The following is a 20422-nucleotide window of genomic DNA, read 5'->3' as shown; positions in this document are numbered from 1 at the left end:
CTCGCCTTGCACCAGCAAAATCTGGTGCCGGGATTGGCGTCCCGGATTTTCCAACAGCGCACAACCGCGTTAGCGGTTTTTTTATGCGCTAAGCACAGCAGCATCTGCATCTATGGTGGGCTGTGTGGGGGCTTCTTCGGAAGCGCCGGACGTTGGACCGGTTACGCCAACCCTGCACAGTTCACCACCCAATGATTGGCGTCGTTGGTGGTGATAAATCTCATCCAACATGAGGACGTCACTATGACCACTCAGCTTATACCCCTCTTTAACGGCAAGATTTGCAATGAAACAACCCTTCTCTGCGATGCGCGTGATCTTCATGCGTTCTTATCAGTAGGGAAAATTTTTGCAGCCTGGATAAAAGACCGCATTGCCGATTACGGCTTCATTGAAAATCAAGACTACGTTTTGCTTTCCAATACTGGAAAGCAAAATTCTGGACGAGGTGGCCACAACCGGAAGGATTACCATCTCACACTCGACACCGCCAAAGAACTGGCTATGGTTGAACGAAACGATAAAGGCAGACAGATTCGCCGCTACTTCATCGAATGCGAGAGACAGTTAAAACAGCAGGCCTCCAGCCACACCTTTCCGGGGAATTACGCAGTAATCACCTATTTCGAAAACGGCCTGCCTGTGGCCTGCCACCCTCTTATGCCTACTGAAGTAGTTATGAACCCAGATTCATGCCTGGAACATGTGATCCGTTCCGGCTATGTGGTAATGCCTTGCGATGAAGCGGAAAAATTCACTCTCGGAGAGATACAGAAAATGATCGCCATAGCACGGCGAGCACGTGATCGCTGGATACAACCGTAAAAATCACAAATCAGCCCGCCATTTCACACGGTGGGCTGCTTTTTCTCCGATTTATCCCCACCGGAAATTTTTTATAAAGCGTGCACACGGCCACATCATAAATTATTGCCACCTGTTTTCTGTCCACGCCGTTCGCAATCAGTCGGCCCGCCTGGTCCCATTGTTCCTGGGTAAGCTTTGGACGCCTGCCGCCGATTCGACCTTTCTCACGAGCTGCAGCCAAACCTGCCCGGGTGCGCTCCACAATCAACTCCCTCTCCATTTCCGCCAGGGCTGACATAATATGAACTCATAATTTTTAAAATCGATAAAGATCGTCCAGGAGCGCATAAAACAAGGGATGAGCGAGATCGAGACAAAACATGATTAACGAACTTTAACGCACTTTACCATGCACTTTTGCCCCATCCATGCCCCAAAGCTTTTTTAAGCCAACCTCAGACACCATCGGCTCTGCAGGTCACATCGACAATAATTATTCACGCAGAAATACCCTCAAAATTTAAAAACAAAGGGCTCACGCCTTGACAGACAAATCCTCCACAGCAAAAATACTGTATATCCAAACAGTAGATAATGGAGCGCATTATGTTTGTTGAACTGGTTTACGATAAGCGAAACGTTGAAGGCTTGGAGGGAGCCAGGGAGATTATCCTGGCCGAGTTGACGAAACGAGTGCACCAGATTTTCCCTGATGCTGAAGTGAGGGTGAAGCCGATGCAGGCGAACGGCTTGAATAGCGATGCCAGCAAAAGCGATCGGGAAAAGCTGAACCGCATGCTGGAGGAAATGTTTGAAGACGCAAATATGTGGCTGGTGAATGATTAGCAAAGCCCGTGTTCGCTTCGTGCATACCTTCAACTACGCAGACATGCACCACTACCCATCGTACTTTTCCGATATTGAACGGCACTTCATCTTAGTGGCGTTAAATAATAAGCACTTTTACTACTCACTGTTTTTGCGGTCACTCCAATAGATGCCCTTTTCAGTGCCGCATTAAATGCAACTAACGTTACCGGTCTTGGAGTTGTCTTGGTACGATGTGAATGGCTCTGAAACAAAAACACATCTTCAGGATACTTCTCCCTGCGGGAGTGGAGAATTCTTTTAACTCCTGGCTTAAGAGCAATGCATCTTTCCCTCAGTCCTTTTGTGGCTGAAAGAACAAGAATATCATGGCTCACATCATCAAACTTTGCCCCAAGAAGCTGTCCGGGCTTAGCCTGACTCAGATACAACATTGCCCAGAGATCTGACCATGTATCAGAAATATTCTCAAGATTCCGCTTGATAGCAATAAATTCAACTACGGTAAGCCCCCACACATCTCTCATCATTCCTTTCAGTAGATCCTCTTGTTACATGAAGCTTATGTACAAACAGAATCTTCATGGTTGTAACATTCAATATTCGAATTACCGAACAGTGCCCAGCAACCGTAGCTCATTTTTACATATGGCTGTCCGAAACATCAAACATCCTGCTCTCATACTAAGAATTTTTTGTTCTGAACGTTTGCAGTTCCGTATTGTCTAAATGAAAAGTTCATATAAAAGGTTCAACATGGCAATGTTTATAATCGCAAGTACCGTAGTTGTTGCTCTTGGCTTGATAGTATTGAGCCTGATCAAAATTGGCATAAGCACATCGAATAACCCGGATGAATTTTAATGTGTTGAAGTTCGTGTAACGTCTTTATTTACTGGGAATTTTTTTATATAGAGTACAAACGGCCACATCGTAAATGATCGCCACCTGCTTCCGATCCACTCCGTTTGCGATCAACCTGCCAGCCTGAGCCCATTGCTCAGGTGTCAATTTTGGCCGCCTCCCACCGATTCGCCCTTTCTCACGGGCTGCGGCCAACCCAGCCCGAGTGCGCTCCACTATCAACTCCCTCTCCATCTCGGCCAGGGCAGACATGATGTGGAAAATGAAACGCCCCATTGGGCTGGAAGTGTCGATGCTATCCGTAAGGCTTTTGAAGTGGATCCCGCGCTGCCGTAGTTCATCGACCAGCAGTACAAGGTTCCGCATGCTTCGCCCAAGGCGATCGAGCTTCCACACTACCAGCGTATCTCCCTCTTTCAGCGTCTTAAGAAGCTTTTTCAGCGCTGGCCGGTTAGCCACTGTTCCGCTCATTTTTTCTTCGAAAATTTGTTCACATCCTGCGCGTTCGAGCGCTTGCCGCTGAAGATCCGTATTTTGGTCATTTGTTGACACCCTTACATAGCCAATTTGCATATTTTTCACCCAATTATTTCTGCAAAAAAATCAGGTGAAGTTATCGGCCAGGCCGCTCAAGAGCAATCTATAAAACGTCGGTTTGGGAAGTAGTGCCACGAAAGATATTGGTACATCAGGTGCTGTGGTTCCGCTTTTAAATGCTGCAAACACCTGGAGTGCCACACAAACGTTTTCTACTTACCCATACATCGACATGGCTGCCTACCCAGCTCTCGTATTGAGAGCAGGCAATATGGCCGCCGGAACGGTAGGGAAAGAGGTTGGCCTCGAGACGCAGGACGGAACGGTTTATGTGTGGCGTCGTAAAGAGCGTGGAGATCAGACCGACAGCACCAGAACAGCATTCCCACAGCAAACAGGTACCCTGGCGCTAGCTACTTCCGACGAAAGACTGAAGGAGGTGATCAGCAATCAGGTTGATGGTTATTTTGAACGGCTGTCTGCACTGAAAGTGGTTGAATACCATTGGAATGATATTTCCGGCGCTTCTCCGATGGCAAAGGCCAGGGTGCGGCGCGGATTCATTGCGCAACAGGTCAACGCTGTGAATGAGTCCTATGCGCTTCCGCCTGAAACAGAGGACGATTTTTGGGGAATCGACGACAGGGCGATTGTCGCCGACCTTTTACTGGCTGTTTTAGAGCTCAAGGAGAAATTAGCGGAGGTAACGAAAAAGCTTACTACTGAAGAATAATTTCAGTAGAAACTTTCTCTTTCTCATCGGCCTCTGGTCCGTAATAGTGGAGAGCTGAAACAATTACGCCATCATCTGTCCGCTTCGCAAAGAGTAAAGGACAAATGGGAAGCGAGGACGAGAACTCAGTAAGAGCCTCGTCCTGCAGATTGGAAAAATCGAAAGAATGTACTTTTTCGTCCACCGTAACTGTAAGCACATCGCCCTGTGCTGAATAAGTGACTGTGGCATCTGCACGTTGTGGGCTAAGCAAAATTTTCATTAGAATTCCCTCAGAACCAGCGGCCGATGGCTGTAATGTAAATGGTGTCGGCGCCGGAATAAGTACCGCTATTCACAGCATGAAAAGCAAAATTGCATGATGCCTGGTTGCCGCTGACGAGCTCAATTCTTACATTGTGGCCATTATTGTTAATGTGACCAGAACAGTAAGCTGGAGCTGCAAAATTAGCCGGGAATGGTACTGGATTTTGTGAGGATCGATACCCACCCAGCGAGCCGGCTGTTGTCACATTTTTATTTACTGCATCTGCGGCCGCAACCGCCATTCGGCAAATTTGAGTACCATCGGCAAAACGAACATACTCACCATTCGAATTTGCCCCCTTCTCTATCACTGCTCCGGTGGGCACTCCGCCAGCCTGGGAAACTGTGCCTAAAACATCGGCCAAAGCAGCACTTCTCAAACCGAGGTTTGCGCGAGCGTCAGCAGCATTCTTTGCACCTGTACCGCCCTGGCTGATACTGAGCGCGGTAGTCAGGCCGCTTAGGCTGGTTATATCGCTGTTAGCCCCTTTCTTCGCCAGCGATTTCTGCCCCGGTACGGTGACGGGAACACCGTTAATCGTGATAGTGACGTCTGTAGTACCGTTCATCACATCAGCGAAACCGCTCATGTAACGCTGGTACATAGTGAATGTTTCAGCGATGTCCTGCGCCAGACCGTCAACGCTCAGGCTGTCGCTCAGAAGAATGGCATATTTGGTTCCCGCAGGGATAGCAGGGTTAGCAGCTGGCGTAACGGTGAGAGAGGTTGCGCCGCCGATAGCGGTGATCTGGAAAACCTGCGCTGGGCTGGTCAGCGCGATGACGGTACAGCCGTTACGAATCAGTGAGCCAGCTGCAGTGAAGTTTGTGCCGGTACCTGTAAGGGTGTTTCCGCTGATGGCAATAGTGCCAGTGGTATAAATCATATTATCTCCAGGTAATAAAAAACCCCGCCGGAGCGAGGTTGATTTAATTAGGCAGTGTATTCAGACGTACATATCGGGCAGAACCGGAAGGCTGAGCGACGTCACCGTGTTATTACCGAAAATGGCATATTGCTCGCGCCCAAGATATTTTCCGCCCTGAACTGAAGCGTTGCCGTTCTGTATTTTTATTCCGAACATTCGATATACATACATGCCGTTTACCGTATGCACCATTAGCCCAAACCTACCCAGCGGAACATATCCGTTACCGATGCTCACGGCACTTGTCGAAGGGGTCCAGAGTTGGTTGAGGTATACGAATGGTCGTTTTGTGGTTGAAAAGGTGCAGGCCCCTGCAGCATTAAAAATATTGAGGCCGGTACCCGGCTGCGGCGCTACGCCACTGGCAAAAATAACGATGTCTATCGTGCCGGTTGCGGGAGCATCATCGTTCGTGGACGGAGGGCTGAAGAACCTGACCGTGTTACCGTCGAAGTCAATCGTGTTACCACTGTTACAGCGCCCGAAAACGACGTACTTCGACTTGTCGTATCCTGCTATCGTCGGAACCGCCCATCCTCCGGTCGGAACACTTACGGTCCCCTTCCAGATACACTGCCCTGACTGCGTGGCATTGGTTATCGAGGTGAAGTCAGTACTGTCGCTGATAAGCAGGCCCACCCCGCTTCGCTGACCTGTCGGAAATATCTGCCAGACACTACCGGGAAACGTATAGGTGCTATCTCTTTCACTAATGCCCAGAGCCTGCATTCTCGAATTCTGCGTAACCCTGCCACCAGAGATGGTTATGGAATTCATTTTATGCCACAGCCCCGCATCAACATAGGCAGTCGCATACGGTATAAACAGCACCTGCGCACCTGAAACATAACCAGCGATGTCCACATACTTTGCTTTCTGGTAGCCAGTGTCAAAGCTGCCACCAAAAGACGGGCATCTCAGGCCCGCCGTTATCTCCATACGCTTTCCGCCGTCATTAAGTTCTATCAATAATCCTGTCGGCATCTTATGTCCATGTCCCCAGTACAATCCGGCCACCACCAGGAATATTAATGGTTACGCCATTACCATTAATCACCGTTGTGTTGCCGGAGCCATTGAAAGAAAAATTACCGTTTGTGGCGTAAATCGAGCCACGAACGGTCACATTATTGAACGTCGCGTAGCCAGACTTGTTGATGTGCCAGCCAACATTTCCGGTGCCGTCCCATGTTGAAGACTGTATGTAGTTTCCTATCTTAGTGTTCTCAATGGTGCCATCCTGAATGAAGCTGGCGCGGATGAATGTCTGCCCATTCTGGATGACAAAAGGCAGAGTAACTGCGCCGCCAGCCTGACTCATCACAGCGAAACGGTCAGCAATGAAGAGAACCTGCGTCTGCATTCCAGATGGCGTATTCTGAACACCAATCCCCATCCCTGCTGCATACTGATTACCATTAGAATCAACAGCGACCTTGATGCTGTACATCGCATTCAGGTTGTTATTGATGTCCGCTGATACCTGGCTGTTCTGGACAATCGCTGCAGACTGACCGTTAACCGTGACCTTTAGCGAATTGATTTGCGTAGCAGACGCCTGGGTAAAATCAGCAAGTGTCTTCGACAAGTCAGTGACATTCGCCGTGTTCCCACCGGTGCTGGAATCCAAAGCGCGCAATGACTCAGCGACAGCTTTACTGGCGTCGGCCATCACATTGTCTACTCGATCGATACTGGCTTTGTTATCTCCATACTGGACGCTCAGGAGGTTGCGCTGGTTAACCTGCGCGAGCGTACTCGTTATTAGCGCGATAGCATTGTTCTGAATACCGCCGCTGGCCTTATCAGTTTGTGCACCCAGCTCTTCCAGGCGTGATGCCATTGAGGAATCGAGGTCCGTGACAACCTGGCTAAGGTCAGTGATTGATGCTGTATTCTGAGCACCTACAGCAGCTGCTGAATCAGCTTTGTCAGATGCGGCCTGAGTGGCAGCCGTCAATTGACTTACCGCAGAAGCGCGAGCTTCAGTTTCCGTTGCTAACGCCTGGCGAACATCAGTAATACCCGCTTCATTCTGGGCAGTTTTCGCCTCTAGACGAGTAACATCCGTGACGCGCGCTTCCGTCTCAGTAGCGATCACCTCCCGGAGCTGTTCGAATTTCGCAGAGTTAGCCCCCTGCTGCGCAGTCTGGCGCACAACAACATCAGCAATAGCCAGGGCGTTGCCAATGATTGCTTCTGCTGTCTGCTTATTCGAACCTACTGCTGCAGCCAGACCATCGGCGTTCTCCTTAATCGCATCAGAAAGTTCGGCCAGTTTCTCGCTACTTTCTACGGCACTCTCAATCAGATCCTTAAATACCTCAGAATCTTTAATCTCCTCCAGGATCACATCTGTGATATCGGAAACATCGATACTGGCCTGTCCTCGCACCCATTCTGTGTAACCTGATTCGTTGCCGCTGCGGTCCACCAGCTGCGCGCGGTACCAGAAAATCTGCCCAGCCTTAAGGCCCATCTGCTGATATTTGCGCTGCGGGTAAGGCACATCGGCCAGCAGCATTGCATCGTCCTCGGTACCGGTCAGGCTATACTGAATTTCCGTCTTCAGCGTGTCGTCGGTATTCGCCGGGAATCCCCAGTTCAGCTCGATGCCGAAAACCACATTTTCAGAAGCGATGAAGCCAACCGGCTTCGGTGGATTGCCTACTTTACCCGTCAGCGCTTTCTCTTCTGAATAGCCCCATCCGGACGAGATTTCTGCGGCATTGATTGCGCGCACGCGTACCAGGTAGCGCCCGGCATAAATCCCCGGGACGTCGAATGATGTGGTGGAGCTGCGCGGCACGTTAACCCAGTTCCCGTCGTTGCGGCGCCATTGCGCTTCATAGGCGATAGCGTTCTGCGCCTGGTCCCAGCTCACGCGCATCGTTTCGACGCTGATATTTTGCTGCACCACGGAAAACGAGCTGATCACGATGTTGTCAGGCGGCGACTGGTTACCAGGCGGAATAACACTTATTGGCCGCTGGTCGATAATGGCACCGGTATCGATACGCGCATATTTATCCGGATCGTGCAAAGCGCCAGAAATCGAATACGTTCCGTCATTATTATCCGTAACGCTGATAACGCGATATTGCTGCGCGTAAAGCTCTTCGGACTCGACAATCCACACCGATTCCACTGCAGGTGTTTCGCTGTATGCCGTTGTCACGGTGACGGCCCGGCCGTTTACGCTCTGTATCGTCCTGCTCTGCGATGCGCCGGACGGAAGGTTAACCATCAGACGGCTTCCGGGAGCGGCTGCCGAATCACGATCAAGCGTGATAACGCGACCGTTAACCGCGCTGATGCGCCCTCCCATCACTTTTCCGGAAAGCAGCTCATCGGCAACCGCGATGATATAACCAGGCTGTGGGATCTTGCCGTCAAGACCAACATCGAACGACACGATGCGATCCTTGTTATTGGTCAGGATACCCCAGCGCCCTTTGCGGTTTGCCTCTGACTGCCGGGTACAACCAATGGCTGTCATTTCGAGCTGATTTGTGCCAAAGCGAGCAACGAGATCCTGCTCAAATACAGGCTCCATCGCATCCGCGTAGGCATTACCCGGATCGGACCAGGAAACCAGTGCCGTGGTATATCGGGTTTTGGTGGTGCTGCCCGAATAGGTAAAGCGGCCATTAACCACGTTTGCACGCGTGTAGCTGTAATCCACATCGCGGGGCATATCCGCAAGCGCAACGATTTGATCGCCACCCCAGTACGTCATGCCCCGGAATATCGCCGCAAAATCACGTAACACGGTATAGGCGTCATTCCTCTCCTGCACGTACACGTTGCAGGTATAACGAGGCTCGGTGCCGCTACCGCCTTTACCATCGGGAACCGGCTGATCGCAATATTGTGCGACCTGGTAAAGCGTCCATTTATCAATATTGGCCGCCGTCAGGCGATTGCCCAGCCCAAAGCGGTCGCTCACCACCAGATCGTAAAAAATCCAGGCCGGATTATCCGTCCACGCCCACTTAAACACCCCCGTCCATGTGCCGCTATAGGTGCGGGTCTCCGGGTCATACGTATCCGGAACGCGGATTACACGGCCTCGCGGTTCGCAGGCTATTTGCGGGATAGAGCCGTTAAACTGGCTTGAGTCAAATTCGATGTAGAGCAGCGCGGTATTTGGATAACGCAGTTTGGCGTCGATAACCTCTGTGTAGCTCTGCAGCGTCATTGTGTCGCCAATTTTCGCGCTGTTGGCATCCGCCGTGAGCTTACGCAGGCGCACCGTCCATGTGCTGCCTGCCTGTGGTAAGTCGAGGCGATGGCTGCGTTCGTAGCCGGAAGTTGTCTTGCCGGTTACGCTGGTATTAAGTACCGTCTGCCAGGTACCACCATCAGTCTGCAGATCAATGGCGTAGTTAATTGAATAGCCAACCAGATCGCCATCGTTCTCCTGTTTAAAAAGCGATGGCCATTTCAGGCGCAGGCGAACGGCTGACAGCTGCGTGTTGGTAAAGGTGTGTGTCCAGGCGGTGGTGCTTGAAACTGCGGTGCCCACGCTGATTTCGTTTTCGGTACCGGGGATGCCCTGAATGTATTTTTGTGCCTGCGTCCCCGGGCGGAATTCCCACGCCACGCCGCTGAAGTTTTGGGAGCCGTCGGCGTTCTCCAGCGCCGTTCCGTCCAGGTAGATATCCTTCCCGGTGAGCTGTCCAGCAAACTCCCCTTCCCCAAGCGCAACGAGGATCTTTGCCTTCGCTACAGATTGCAGATCATCAGGCTGTTCGGTGGGAGTTCGGGAACTGGAGCTCCCGCCTTTTCGTCCGGTAATTGTTTTAGCCATATCGCGCCCATAAAAAAAGCCACCCGAAGGTGGCTTGTAAAAAGGTTTGTTAACTACTGCTGATCTTCGACATAAATTCCGGCAGAAATAATTGCCCCGCCGATTCTCCGGCGGCCGTACAGGAGCGGAACCGGGTAACCCTGTGCGGCGGTATTTGTGACTCCGCCGAACGCGTATGAGGCGCGGTTATCTGAGCTCTGTTTGCTGGCCAGCCCTGTAGCCTGAGGGGATATCATCTGAACTACCCCCCCCAGCGTTATGGACGCACCAGCAGCAAACATCATATTGCTGGCAGCTATACTCAGACCTGGCATCCAGATCGATGCAATCACTAATACTGCGCCCAGGATAGTTTGAATCAAACCGGCTTTTTTACTCCCGATGATTACCGGGACAATACGGATAACATCGCCGGTAACCGGGAAACCGAGGTCATCCACACCGATGTTTTTTTTACCCTTAAATACGGAGTATGTGAGCCCACGGCGCTGGCTGGAAATCATAAACTGCTCAAAGCCCGGAATAGTCTTTGCGAGCGCCACTCCCGCCTCGCTTACACGGGAAATCAGGCGGTGGTGAATTTTACCGAATGTTTTCCCGAGCACGCCGCCAAGCTCAATGCGGGTCATTACTTCCTGCATGTTTCACCTGCCATTACATCTTTATAACGAACGATTTTCATCGTGCGCTCCTGCCAGTATCCGCCATAAGGAACACGCTGACTCAGATGCCCGTAAAGATGGTGCAGCAGCATGTTACCCTCCAGTAAAATCCCGGCATGATTCCACTTATCGGCCTGCACCTGCATGATGACGAGGTCCCCTTCCTGAGGCGGGCCATCAAACTCCCTGAATCCGCACTCGTACCAGCACTCCTGATAGAAATTGTCCGGGTAGTCGTTTTCCCACCAGGGATAATCCACCCGGTAATCGTGGAGCTCGATACCGTGGGTCTGCCGGAAATAGCTCATTACCAGACCCCAGCAATCGAAGTGGCCAAGCACGAACGGACGCTCCAGCAATGGCTGCTCCCCGCGTGGCTGAATGGTACGTAAATCCCCCTCTGGCCAGCTCACAATATGCCAGGGCAGCAGCGTTGCATCACACTGAGCCTTATCCAGCTCGCTGGCCTGCGTCGTCGCATCAGGATGGCTGTGAACAATGGCCACCACCGTCCCCCAGTCTTCTGCCGCTGCGTAATCTTCGGGGGACAGGTGAAAATGTTCAGTCGGCTCTGCTGCGAGATTACGACAGGGAAAATAGCGCTCAACCCGGCTTTTCTGTGCCACCACGCCGCAGCACTCGCGCGGATATTCCGCTGCAGCGTGTGCCATGATGGCATCAATGGTTTTCTGGCGCATATCAACTCCTGATAAGAGATGTACCGGGGAAACCACCGAACGGCAGCTCGTTGCTGTCTCCGTGCCGGAGCTTGCAGGCCGTCAGCGTGCCGTTGCAGACATCCAGCGAGGGATCGTCAACCGGATTATTGTTTTTGTCGAAATAGCGCGTTCCGGCATAGTCGCAGCCGTCGCCGGTCCGGTACTTGTTCCGGATGCACCAGCTGCATAACGAATGCAACTGCCGCGTGGGTATCATCTGGCCCTGTAAATCCATCGGACTGGAAAGCGTAAATTCGACAACTTCATCCGTCTCGGTGCTTCTGGCATCGATATAAAAGACCTTCAGCTTTTCCTGTGACGGGTCTGCAGTGGGATTGCCCTGCGGAAAATTTCTGGCGTCCAGATACTGTGCCAGCGTGTCGTGGATACTCACTTTCGCCTGCAGCAGATCGTCATACGCCAGACAGAGCGCTGAGATCGAACTGTCCAGGTTCGCCACTCTCAGTTTTGGCTGTGGACTGGTACCGTCCGTGGTCGCTTCAATACCCTCAACCTGACACGGCCAGGCTTTATACTCCTCCCCCTGCCACCAGATGGACTTCGCCGGAAGTTTATTCTCATCCCCACCTGCAGCCTCAATCTCTTCCGGGGTGTGTGCGATATTGTGTGCGTGGAAGCGGAGTACATCTGACATACCGAACGCTGTGCCATCGACAGAAAAAAGCCGGACTTCATTGCCCGGCTCGAGTTTTTGATAATCAGCATTAAGACTCATGGTGCAAATGCCTGTTCAAACGTTGCGGTTACGGTTATCACTTTTACGTTTTTAACCACCTTTTTGAGCGTGTCAGCCTCGACACGCCACAGCGCGGAATCGCCGAAAGGCGGAGTGAAAATAAACGACTTCACTTTATGCCGCCGAAGGAAAGCGTGAATTTCATTCGCTGTAGTTGGATCCCCTGAAAAAGAATATTCATAGGTGCGAATCTCATCATTCAGGCCGGAGCCGCTCACCTGTGCGTACCCGTCGCCGAACTGGACCTTCCTGACTGTGTCTTTGCTTCCCTCGGTGGGCTGGCTGGAAACCTTAATGCCCCAGGGGAATGTTTCTATCGTCATAACTGTTACCTGCGATTGGTCGCATTCCAGATAAGCCCACCGGGCTGGATTGCCCTGGCGATACCCTCGTTGACAGATTTGTTAATCACCTGCTGATACGCCTTACCCAGCCTGTCTCCGTCGTTTTGCTGCTGTGCGTTACCGGAAGCATTCTCGACCGTCACCGGGGCATATACACTGACACCGAAAGGTGCTGCAGCCGGGCCTGTACCACCACCCCCGACATACCCTCCCGTTGCATAGCCTTTCATCATCCGGTAAAGATTGCCGACGCCGATCCGGCTGGTAGCCTCTTTGGTGAAAACAAACTCACCACGGTGAACGACACCTGCTGGCTCATATTTCCCGCCTGAACCGGTATAACCGCCACCTGCAAATCCCAGCGCGGTTGATGCTGAATCCACTAAGCCTACCATCGCCTGTTTCAGCAGGATCTGTGTCAGCATGGAGAGCGTGGAGCGGGTGAAGTCAGCCCAGTCAGCCTTACCGCGCGTCAGCATGTCAGCCATATTTTGCCCGATTCCATCAAACGTACTGGTAGCAGCCGACTTCATCTGGCCATAAGCATCTGAAGCAGAATCAACATAATCTGCCCATGCGGATTTGGCCCCGGATTGCCAGTCGTCCCGCAGCTTATCCTGCTCGGCGTAATACGCCTGCAGCGCCTGCAACTCATTCTGATAACCAGCGTCGTTCTCCGAACCGCCACCATTTTTCCACCCCTGAAGAAGCTGGGCCTCCTCGTTGCGGCGTTGTGCTGCACGACTGCTCATTCCAGCACTTTCCGCTAGGGCCCTGGTTTTCTCGCCGATCTGCGTGACGTATTTTTGGGACGTATCCTGCAGGCGGTTAAGCCGCTCCTGCGCCACTATCTGATCGCCAAGCTTCGCGTTCAGCTCTGCACGGGAAAGCACCTCGCTTTTACTGGCCAGCAGGGATTTTTCCTCAGCAGAAAGCGTCCGGGTCTTCGCGGCCTCTTCCAGAACTGTAAACCGGGACTGTTGACGCCACAGCTCCTGACGCTGCTGACTGATGGTGTCATTTATCCCCTTATGCTCCTGCAGGGTGCGCAACTGTGCCTGCAGCTCCAGCGTCTGGGCGCTGGCCGTATCGGTTGCACGGGCACCTGCGGGGGTTCTGATTGCCGGGGTCTTCTTCGGCTTTTTAAGGGTGTCTTCGTACTCTTTTTTCGCGGCAGCCAGGTTGATGTTGTAGTCAGCCTGGAGGATTCGCCCCTCTTTCAGCGCCTTGTTGAGCTCGCTCTGCCTGGCCGTGTATTTCTCCAGTGCCGTCTGCGTTTTGGCATAGTTTGCCTGAGCCTGCGCAGCATACTTCTGGCGATCCGATTCCGCAGCCGCTTCGCGCGAAGCATTCTCTTCATTCGCCCTGGCAATTCCCGCCTGCTGCTGAGCCATGTCCAGCGCCAGCCTGGCCGTTTCGCGATCATTCCAGAATCGGGCGCGGGCCTCATCATTGACATATCGGTCACCTTTACGCAGGTTCCAGATTTCATCGGCTTTTTTGAACGCGGCTTCGGCTTTTGCCACCATCTCCTGCGCGGTGTCAGGTCGGCCAATATCGAGGGCTGCATCCCACATCGACTTGAAGGCGCGCTTCAGGGAGTCCGCTGAAGATTCAATCGTCCCCATATTGTCGCGGATGGCTTTGGTCTGATCGTTGAATCCGGCTGTAGCAGCCTCGTTAGCCGCCTGCAGTGCGCCAGCCTCATCACCGGCACGCTGCAGCTGCGCCACATGGGCAATCTGTTCAGCAGTAACGTTATGGAACTGCTGGGCCATCGCGATCAGGCCCGATGTCGGGTCAGTTGCGAGCTTGCCATAGGCTGCTGCGACCTTTTCCACCGGCACGCCGGAGGCATCGGTAAACCGCGCCACCGCCTGGCTCATGTCATCAAAGCGCGAGCCAGCACGCACACCCGCGTTGATAAGCTCGGTCAGCGCTTCACTGGTCTGGTTGAAGGTCAGCCCCGCTGCCTGTCCGTTACGCGCCAGTGCCAGCATGCGGTCAGCGGTCAGTCCGGCTGTGTTCCCCGACAGTACCAGCGTTTTGTTGAAATCAGACAGGGTGGAAGAGCCCTGGTACCAGGCATAGAACAACGCGCCCGTTGCAACGGACAATGCACCAATGCCGACCATCAACGGGGAAATCGTCCCCAGCAACGCCCGGAATGTCGGAATGATCCCGCCAAAGGAGTCCTTAACCTGACCGCCCTGCTGAAGCAGAATCAGCCAGGGGTTCTGCCCACCCGCCAGCTGCGTGGCTACATCGGTAAACTGTGCCGGGAGCATACGCATTGCGGCGTTATACTGACCCACAGAAATACCCGCTTTGCGCGCGGCGTTCTCCTGGCGGCTGAAGGACTGCTGGATACGTAACGCTTCGTCGTTTGCTGCACTGCCGGTCTGTTTTAATTCTTTTTTGACGTAGTTGAGCTGCTCGCTGAATTTCGACGAGTTAACGTCAAGGTTAACGACCAGATCACCTACTGCCGTCTGGGCCATAGCGCACGCCTCCTGAAATACCTGCAGCCTTCGCCATCAGCGTATTGTCATCCGGTTCATCAATGTCGATGGGTTCCGGTGCAGTATTAAGAATGCTGAAACTGTCCGGGGTTAACTCCGGATCGGCAAAAAACAGGGTTGAGATGGTGTAGAGCAAGCCGGAGAAGTGTGCGTCCAGCTGCGCATCATGAAAGTAATTGTCCTGATAGAAGATTTTCCAGTCGCCGTACTCCGTTGAGGACATGCCAGCAAGCATGGCACGCCAGTTCGGGCGACCGAACTCACGCGCCAGTTTCATGGCAAATTTCAGCTCACTGGCGAGGGCTTTTCCGCAGTAACGGGTTCAGCGGGTTTATAACCTTCTTCGGCGGACGCTGCCTGGTCATCAGTTACCGGCGCAATCATCCCGGACAGGAGCTTCACCTTATATTCCGCTTCGGCAACCAGTTCGGTCGGCCATGACTGCATGACCTCATCCTGAATCTTTGCCACTTCCGCCGCCGCATTTTCTCCCTGGGAGCCTTTCAGTTCGTGGCCGTGCCAGAGCGACATCGCCACGAGGAACGCCCCACTTTTTACGGTGAGGGTGATGGCCGCCTGGAAATCGCCGGCTTCAACTGCCTCCAGCTGCTTCAGGTATTCGAGGTATTCAATACGCTGAAGCGCCGAAAGCTGGAACAATGTGACGCTGCTGCCGTTACTTTCCAGCAGTTCGCTCTTTAGAAACATATTTACTCCGGGTCGGAACGGGGCTCACGCCCCGGTTATCAGGAAACAGTGACTTTGCAGATCGCCACAAAGTTACCGTCATTGCTCATAACGATGATTTCTACGGTGCCCGCCGCCACGCCGGTGACAGTCAGGGTATTGCCGTTAACGGTGACCGTTGCTTTTGAAGGATCAGAGCTGGCTACGCGGAAGGATTTATCTGACGCACTGGCCGGAAGGACTGAAACCACCAGTTGCGTTGTGGCTGCGACCGCTACAGCTGCAGTGGATTTATCCAGACTGATCCCCGTGACAGCAATCGGCGCGGTACCGCTGTCCTCTGCCAGCGATGGTTTGCCGTTGTTTGTGATTTTGGCCGTGCGGGTCATGACCTCTTTGGACGTAATGGTTTTACCGAGGCTGCTCACCCAGCCCTTAAACACATCGACAACCCCATTCGGATATTTGATTTTATATCCCCTCACGGTGCCCTCATCGAACCAGTTCACCAGGTCCTGCTGCCCGGAGTCTCCCGGCATCCACGCGAGTGTCAGGTTGGTTTCACCGGCTGATTTCTGCCCCTGCATCGTTGATGTCCAGTCGGCATTCTCATCATCGATGTAGGTGTCATCTTCAGATTCAGCCGTCAGTTCACCGGGCTGCAGGTCTTTAATCTTTGCGAGGCGCAACCAGTCAACGTCTGAAAGCGGATTGGCATAGGGGTCACCGGTTCCGGTGTAAACCCAGAGAGTGGTACCGGCACCTTTTGTTGGCGCCAGCGGGTTTGGTGTGGCCATAGGATCCTCACATTACATAGCTGATTGAATAACTGAGATCGGCTGACCCCCACATCATCACTTCCTCATCTCGCTGATAGTCATAGCCATTTGCATTCATCAGTTCGATTAGGGGCAGCAATTCTGGGATATCAGCCAGAGCGGGGTACACTTTTTCTTCCATCCAGGCATCCAGAGCTGAATCGGTCTCTTTTGCCTTCAAAAAGACCTCGATATGCAGCAGTGCAGTCCACATATCTTCATCCACGCTATCTTCTGAAGCTCTCGCGTCTGTCAGATAGACGGCTACAGCAGGCAAATCTTCTTCTTCCAGAAATCCCGGACGGCCGTCGAACCAGGTTATTTGCTCTGTAATACTGCGTTTCAGGGCCGTCAGAACGGCGGCCCGTATCTGCGGGTGTTTCATCGTTTGAGTATCAACCTCAGTTGGTTTTGCAGGTTCTGGCGCATAACTGCTGGCATGTTTTCGTCCATCAGCCGGGGTAGCTCCGCACGGAAGGCCTCTGTAAGGGGAACAGCCAGTGGAATGCTGACCACTTCAATGGGGTAGCGGTTCTTGGTGGTGCGTCGCAGCACATGCCATCGACCATTTGCCAGTTGCTGGATAAAAGCGCCTGGAAAACGAAACGGGCCTATTCTGAGCACACTGTTTGCACCCGACTTATCCCGTTTTCTGCGGGACAGACGAACACTGGCGGGACCGAGTTTTATGGCGGGGAGATTTCCCCGGTTCACCCGAATAAGTGCGCGTGGTTTACTGACGGTAGCCCGCCGTAACCGGGCACGTTGCTTAACCAGTTTTCGAGGTACACGCGTCGATTTTGAAACGACAGAAACGCTTCGGTTGATGGCCTGCCCGGCAATACGGTTAACCGACTGGGCAGAGGCACGTGGTACGGCCGTTTTGCTGATGCTGTTGAGGTTTGCGATAGCCTGCTCGAGGCCTTTGATCGACATAGCCCCTCCTACTCAATGAAGATACGAGGTTTCCCGTTAAACAGTTCATGACGTGTGACGGTCCAGTTTTTGCCTTCCCAAACCACTTCATCGTTTCGCCGCGGGGTATATTCTCCACTGAATACCACCAGAGACCGTAAATTCCCTGATAACGGCCCCATCTCTTCAAGCAACTCAGCAGAGATAACGTCGTATGTGATTCCGTTAATCAGAGCCGTTTTCCCCATCTTTTTTATGGTGGCCGCGTCCATGCGAGCCGCCATCCGATCAAAGGGATTAGACATTAATCTTTACTTCAACAACGGTGGTGTTTGCCGGTGCATCTTCCCAGGCGATGCCTGCGGCAACGGCATCCGTTTCATCGGTCTGGATTTTGCCGTCCTTCAGATACACCTGCGCCCCGGCAGTAACCGCATCTGCGGATACTTTTGGCAAGAGGAAAACACCCTCAGTAAAACCGTCCCCGGTATCGCCAGCCGGGATATCGGTAATTGCCACCGCGATAAGTTTTCCAACAACAACCGGGTCGCCGCTCTGAATATCGGTTGCACCACTGTTTACCAGCGGGATCGTTTTCCCGTCCTGCGCATAGTTCTTAGCCATAACTTCTCCATTCAGCCCCATGTGGGGCTGGTTTCAGGTATAAAAAAAGCCCTTACGGGCATCTGTTTGTCAGGACTGTTTTTTACTGACCAGTGGATTTGGTCATGCCGCGATGGTCCAGCGCCGCCACACCGGCATCAATACGCACTTTCGTGGCGATACCATCAGTGGTGAAGCCTTCCTGCTGATCGATGTAAGGCGTATCGACACCGTTGAGATAAGCGACCTCGATGGTGTCGGTGCCCTTCGCGGCGGCCAGATACCAGGCTTTCGCATCCGCTTCATCCAGACGCGGTTCAGCGATGACCTCTGCAAAGTTTTGGATCGGGTTAACGATGCCGGCATTAATATCAGCACCTTTAACACTGGCCGACTTGATAGTCTGATTCGCCAGGGTTTCCAGAGCTACAGGCACCAGCATGTAGGCTGGGCGGATATTCAGGGTACGCTCACCTTCCTTTTGCAGGCGCATCAGCTTGCGCGCTTCGTCCAGGCTGGCCACAGAAATTGCGCCCGCGCTCAGGTTCTTGTGATCGGCATGGAACAGCGGTTTGCCGTCGGAGAGCTTCGGGTTTTTGGTCAGGATGGCATAAACCAGATCGCCAATCGTTGCTTTCGCCGCGCGCCCCATCTTCATCGGCACGTCGGTGAGCTGGTTCAGATCGTCGTTAATGATCGCCTGGCGGGTAACAGAGAAAATTTCACCATAAGTGGCAAGCGCGATGGTTTCGCCTTTATCACTGGTAGTGACGTACTTGTACTCCGCCCCCTCGCGAACCTGTCTCAGAGAAGGGAAACCACCCATACCGACACGATGCGCCGTTTTGAAGTCTGACAGCTGGCCTTTTTTGGTCCACAGTTCGAAGGTTTCCTGGGATTCTTCCCAGCCCTGAAGCAGCGCTTTGTTCGCCACATCCAGCAGAATATTGCCAAAGTCAGAGGTGCTGTGCGTCAGCGCCAGGCCAACCATTTGCATCGGATTGTAGCTGGATACACCGATACCTTTTTCTGTCAGGGCCATGCGCGCATACTCGCGCAGCGTCATACCGTTATAAACGTTATCCCGCTCCTGGCCTTCAAAACCGGCACGCGCCATCAGCGCCTGGCGAATACCATCCGCAACGAAATTACCGTTGCCCGCATAAATATGCTGTTGTGTGGTTTTGTTGGATGGCGTGGCCGTTTTACCGAGCTCTGCCAGCAGCAAATCTTTCGCCTTATCAACGGAACAATCAGGGTCGGCCACGCACTGATTTTGCAGTTCCATGTGTTTATTACCGAACATGGCAAAGAGATCACCGATGGCGTTAACACGGGCTTTCTGCTCAGCCATCACCTGCGCGCGGATCGCATTTTCATCCGGCGCCGGGTCAGTTTTTGCCTGCGGTGCCTGAGGCTGGGTAATAACCGGGTCACGCTGGGTAGTATTGCGCGGCGGGGTGAGCATGTTGCGAATGCTTTTTGGCATTTTTTCAAATTCCTCAATACGTTTTGAATGGATACAGGCCATAGCCTGCAGGGATGGAGTCACCTGGTCGGCAAAACCCAGTTCAAGGCACTCGCTGCCGCTCATCCAGGTTTCGTCTTCCAGCATTGCCGCAATTTCTTCGGTGGATTTTCCGGTTTTTTGCGCGTAAGCCGGGATAAGAACGGATTCAACCTTGTCGAGAAGATCCGCATAGTCGCGCATATCGGTCGCATCACCACCAGCAAACCCCCATGGCTTATGGATCATTATGCAATGCTATGAAAATAACTCTCTGAACTTAATGACCTTTTAGTTTACAATTCTCACTTAAAACGGGAACTGCTAAACACCTTGCTATACACAAGCCCCCATTTTCATTAACTCAGCGGACTTAAAAATGACAAAGTCTAGATTTAAAATTCCTTCATTTATTGCGCCTACAATACAATTCATATTAGCGCTCGCAACTTTTATTCTTAGTGTAACCTTCAGCCTTGAGCAAAATAGAATATCAAAACTTCAATACTCACCGGTTTTCATTTTAAACATTGAGCAACTTTACCGGAAGGATTACACACCAACACAATCAGAAAAATTTGATATATTCAACGAGGGTTATTCCATAAACAATTATAACTACAAACTACATTCAATCATGAATGTAGAATATACCCTCAATAACAAATCATATGAAAAAAAATTCTATGTTGATTATTTCTCTGTGAAATCAAAAAAGTCCGGAGGAAAAGATCGCATGTCAGGGGGTATAGGTGAAAACAACATCCTATTATTCAGCAATTTAAAAAAGGAAATCATTAAAAACCTTAATGATAAAGGTATCAATCTAATAAATATTGAACTTAATCATTATTCTGACATCAGTTACTCTGATACAGAACTCAACGAAAATCACGTCTACTTCGCAGATTCTGAACGTATAGCAAAAGATATTTATGAAAATTATTTAGCTGGGATTGATACATACTATACAATTTCACTCTACAGCCCAAACATAGATGATATCATATCAAGAACCTTACGAAGCAAATAGTTAAATATTGATTATATGCAACTCTAGGATTGCGAGTT

The 20422-nt window shown here is 52.0% G+C and carries 22 protein-coding genes and 3 pseudogenes; 5 read left to right on the top strand and 20 right to left on the bottom strand.

Translation table 11 applies throughout. From position 1 onward, the window contains the following. Positions 1–243: 243 nt before the first annotated feature. A complete protein-coding gene (locus ECL_RS27695) occupies positions 244–825 on the top strand; it encodes a phage antirepressor Ant (RefSeq protein WP_013096353.1) in 582 nt (193 codons plus the stop codon). Positions 826–835: 10 nt separating this feature from the next. Here the strand turns inward: ECL_RS27695 and ECL_RS08495 are convergent. After that, positions 836–1111 (bottom strand): annotated as a pseudogene (locus ECL_RS08495) (helix-turn-helix domain-containing protein); the annotation flags it as partial. 302 nt (positions 1112–1413) lie between these two features. On the opposite strand from ECL_RS08495, the gene ECL_RS08490 reads away from it, so the two are divergent. Next, a complete protein-coding gene (locus tag ECL_RS08490; RefSeq protein ID WP_013096351.1) occupies positions 1414–1653 on the top strand; it encodes a DinI family protein in 240 nt (79 codons plus the stop codon). Positions 1654–1739: 86 nt separating this feature from the next. Here ECL_RS08490 and ECL_RS08485 read toward each other — a convergent pair whose 3' ends face one another. Further along, positions 1740–2165 (bottom strand): site-specific integrase, encoded by a 426-nt coding sequence (locus tag ECL_RS08485; RefSeq protein ID WP_123906383.1) that lies wholly within the window; start codon positions 2163–2165, stop codon positions 1740–1742. 199 nt (positions 2166–2364) lie between these two features. On the opposite strand from ECL_RS08485, the gene ECL_RS27965 reads away from it, so the two are divergent. After that, positions 2365–2499 carry a YnaM/YnfT family protein gene (locus ECL_RS27965; RefSeq protein ID WP_367304137.1) on the top strand — a complete coding sequence of 45 codons (135 nt, stop codon included), beginning with the start codon at positions 2365–2367 and terminating at the stop codon, positions 2497–2499. Positions 2500–2523: 24 nt separating this feature from the next. Here the strand turns inward: ECL_RS27965 and ECL_RS08480 are convergent, their stop codons facing one another. Next, on the bottom strand, positions 2524–3072 hold the full coding sequence (locus ECL_RS08480; RefSeq protein ID WP_044159385.1) for a recombinase family protein: 549 nt from the start codon (positions 3070–3072) through the stop codon (positions 2524–2526). A gap of 124 nt (positions 3073–3196) precedes the next feature. Between ECL_RS08480 and ECL_RS08475 the strand changes: the two genes are divergently transcribed. Next, positions 3197–3769: a tail fiber domain-containing protein gene (locus tag ECL_RS08475; RefSeq protein ID WP_077681905.1), complete on the top strand. Its 573-nt coding sequence runs from the start codon at positions 3197–3199 to the stop codon at positions 3767–3769. Here ECL_RS08475 and ECL_RS08470 read toward each other — a convergent pair. The 17 genes and pseudogenes from ECL_RS08470 to ECL_RS08390 all read right to left on the bottom strand — a co-directional run. Next, positions 3756–4031, bottom strand: coding sequence for a hypothetical protein (locus ECL_RS08470; RefSeq protein WP_013096348.1), 276 nt, complete (start codon positions 4029–4031; stop codon positions 3756–3758). The genes ECL_RS08475 and ECL_RS08470 overlap by 14 nt on opposite strands. A 10-nt stretch (positions 4032–4041) precedes the next feature. Then, a complete protein-coding gene (locus ECL_RS27690; RefSeq protein ID WP_013096347.1) occupies positions 4042–4962 on the bottom strand; it encodes a hypothetical protein in 921 nt (306 codons plus the stop codon). Positions 4963–5022: 60 nt separating this feature from the next. Next, the gene (locus ECL_RS08460) at positions 5023–5988 is read right to left on the bottom strand and encodes a DUF6453 family protein (RefSeq protein ID WP_013096346.1); all 966 of its coding nucleotides are present in this window, start codon (positions 5986–5988) and stop codon (positions 5023–5025) included. A gap of 1 nt (position 5989) precedes the next feature. Then, complete coding sequence (locus ECL_RS08455) at positions 5990–9817, bottom strand: TipJ family phage tail tip protein (protein WP_013096345.1); 3828 nt, start codon at positions 9815–9817, stop codon at positions 5990–5992. A 53-nt stretch (positions 9818–9870) separates the two neighbouring features. Further along, on the bottom strand, positions 9871–10458 hold the full coding sequence (locus ECL_RS08450) for a tail assembly protein (RefSeq protein ID WP_044158363.1): 588 nt from the start codon (positions 10456–10458) through the stop codon (positions 9871–9873). Further along, positions 10446–11177 (bottom strand): C40 family peptidase, encoded by a 732-nt coding sequence (locus ECL_RS08445; protein ID WP_013096343.1) that lies wholly within the window; start codon positions 11175–11177, stop codon positions 10446–10448. Before ECL_RS08445 ends, ECL_RS08450 begins: the two co-directional genes overlap by 13 nt. A 1-nt stretch (position 11178) precedes the next feature. Then, complete coding sequence (locus ECL_RS08440; protein ID WP_000055651.1) at positions 11179–11934, bottom strand: phage minor tail protein L; 756 nt, start codon at positions 11932–11934, stop codon at positions 11179–11181. Then, a complete protein-coding gene (locus tag ECL_RS08435) occupies positions 11931–12278 on the bottom strand; it encodes a phage tail protein (protein WP_013096342.1) in 348 nt (115 codons plus the stop codon). The genes ECL_RS08440 and ECL_RS08435 overlap by 4 nt, the downstream gene beginning before the upstream one ends. A 5-nt stretch (positions 12279–12283) precedes the next feature. Then, positions 12284–14800 (bottom strand): phage tail tape measure protein, encoded by a 2517-nt coding sequence (locus tag ECL_RS08430; protein WP_013096341.1) that lies wholly within the window; start codon positions 14798–14800, stop codon positions 12284–12286. After that, a pseudogene (locus ECL_RS08425) lies at positions 14784–15098 on the bottom strand (phage tail assembly protein T); the annotation flags it as partial. The gene ECL_RS08430 and the pseudogene ECL_RS08425, both read right to left, overlap by 17 nt. An 8-nt stretch (positions 15099–15106) precedes the next feature. Further along, positions 15107–15529 carry a phage tail assembly chaperone G gene (gene gpG / locus ECL_RS08420; protein ID WP_013096339.1) on the bottom strand — a complete coding sequence of 141 codons (423 nt, stop codon included), beginning with the start codon at positions 15527–15529 and terminating at the stop codon, positions 15107–15109. 38 nt (positions 15530–15567) lie between these two features. Continuing rightward, positions 15568–16305 (bottom strand): phage tail protein, encoded by a 738-nt coding sequence (locus tag ECL_RS08415; protein WP_013096338.1) that lies wholly within the window; start codon positions 16303–16305, stop codon positions 15568–15570. A gap of 7 nt (positions 16306–16312) precedes the next feature. Next, positions 16313–16711, bottom strand: a complete 399-nt coding sequence (gene gpU, locus ECL_RS08410) for a phage tail terminator protein (protein ID WP_013096337.1) — start codon at positions 16709–16711, stop codon at positions 16313–16315. After that, positions 16708–17262 carry a phage tail protein gene (locus ECL_RS08405; protein WP_013096336.1) on the bottom strand — a complete coding sequence of 185 codons (555 nt, stop codon included), beginning with the start codon at positions 17260–17262 and terminating at the stop codon, positions 16708–16710. Before ECL_RS08405 ends, gpU begins: the two co-directional genes overlap by 4 nt. 8 nt (positions 17263–17270) lie before the next feature. After that, positions 17271–17546: a DNA breaking-rejoining protein gene (locus ECL_RS08400; RefSeq protein WP_044067056.1), complete on the bottom strand. Its 276-nt coding sequence runs from the start codon at positions 17544–17546 to the stop codon at positions 17271–17273. After that, positions 17539–17865 carry a DUF2190 family protein gene (locus ECL_RS08395; protein WP_013096334.1) on the bottom strand — a complete coding sequence of 109 codons (327 nt, stop codon included), beginning with the start codon at positions 17863–17865 and terminating at the stop codon, positions 17539–17541. Before ECL_RS08395 ends, ECL_RS08400 begins: the two co-directional genes overlap by 8 nt. Positions 17866–17947: 82 nt before the next feature. Then, positions 17948–19603: pseudogene (locus ECL_RS08390) on the bottom strand (ClpP-like prohead protease/major capsid protein fusion protein); the annotation flags it as partial. 127 nt (positions 19604–19730) lie between these two features. On the opposite strand from ECL_RS08390, the gene ECL_RS08385 reads away from it, so the two are divergent. Continuing rightward, on the top strand, positions 19731–20384 hold the full coding sequence (locus tag ECL_RS08385) for a hypothetical protein (protein ID WP_044158372.1): 654 nt from the start codon (positions 19731–19733) through the stop codon (positions 20382–20384). Positions 20385–20422: the final 38 nt, after the last annotated feature.

Source organism: Enterobacter cloacae subsp. cloacae ATCC 13047 (genome assembly GCF_000025565.1).
Taxonomy (GTDB): Bacteria; Pseudomonadota; Gammaproteobacteria; order Enterobacterales; family Enterobacteriaceae; genus Enterobacter; species Enterobacter cloacae.
Note: the sequence above shows the minus strand (reverse complement) of the source record. Positions and strands in the feature narration are given on the sequence as shown.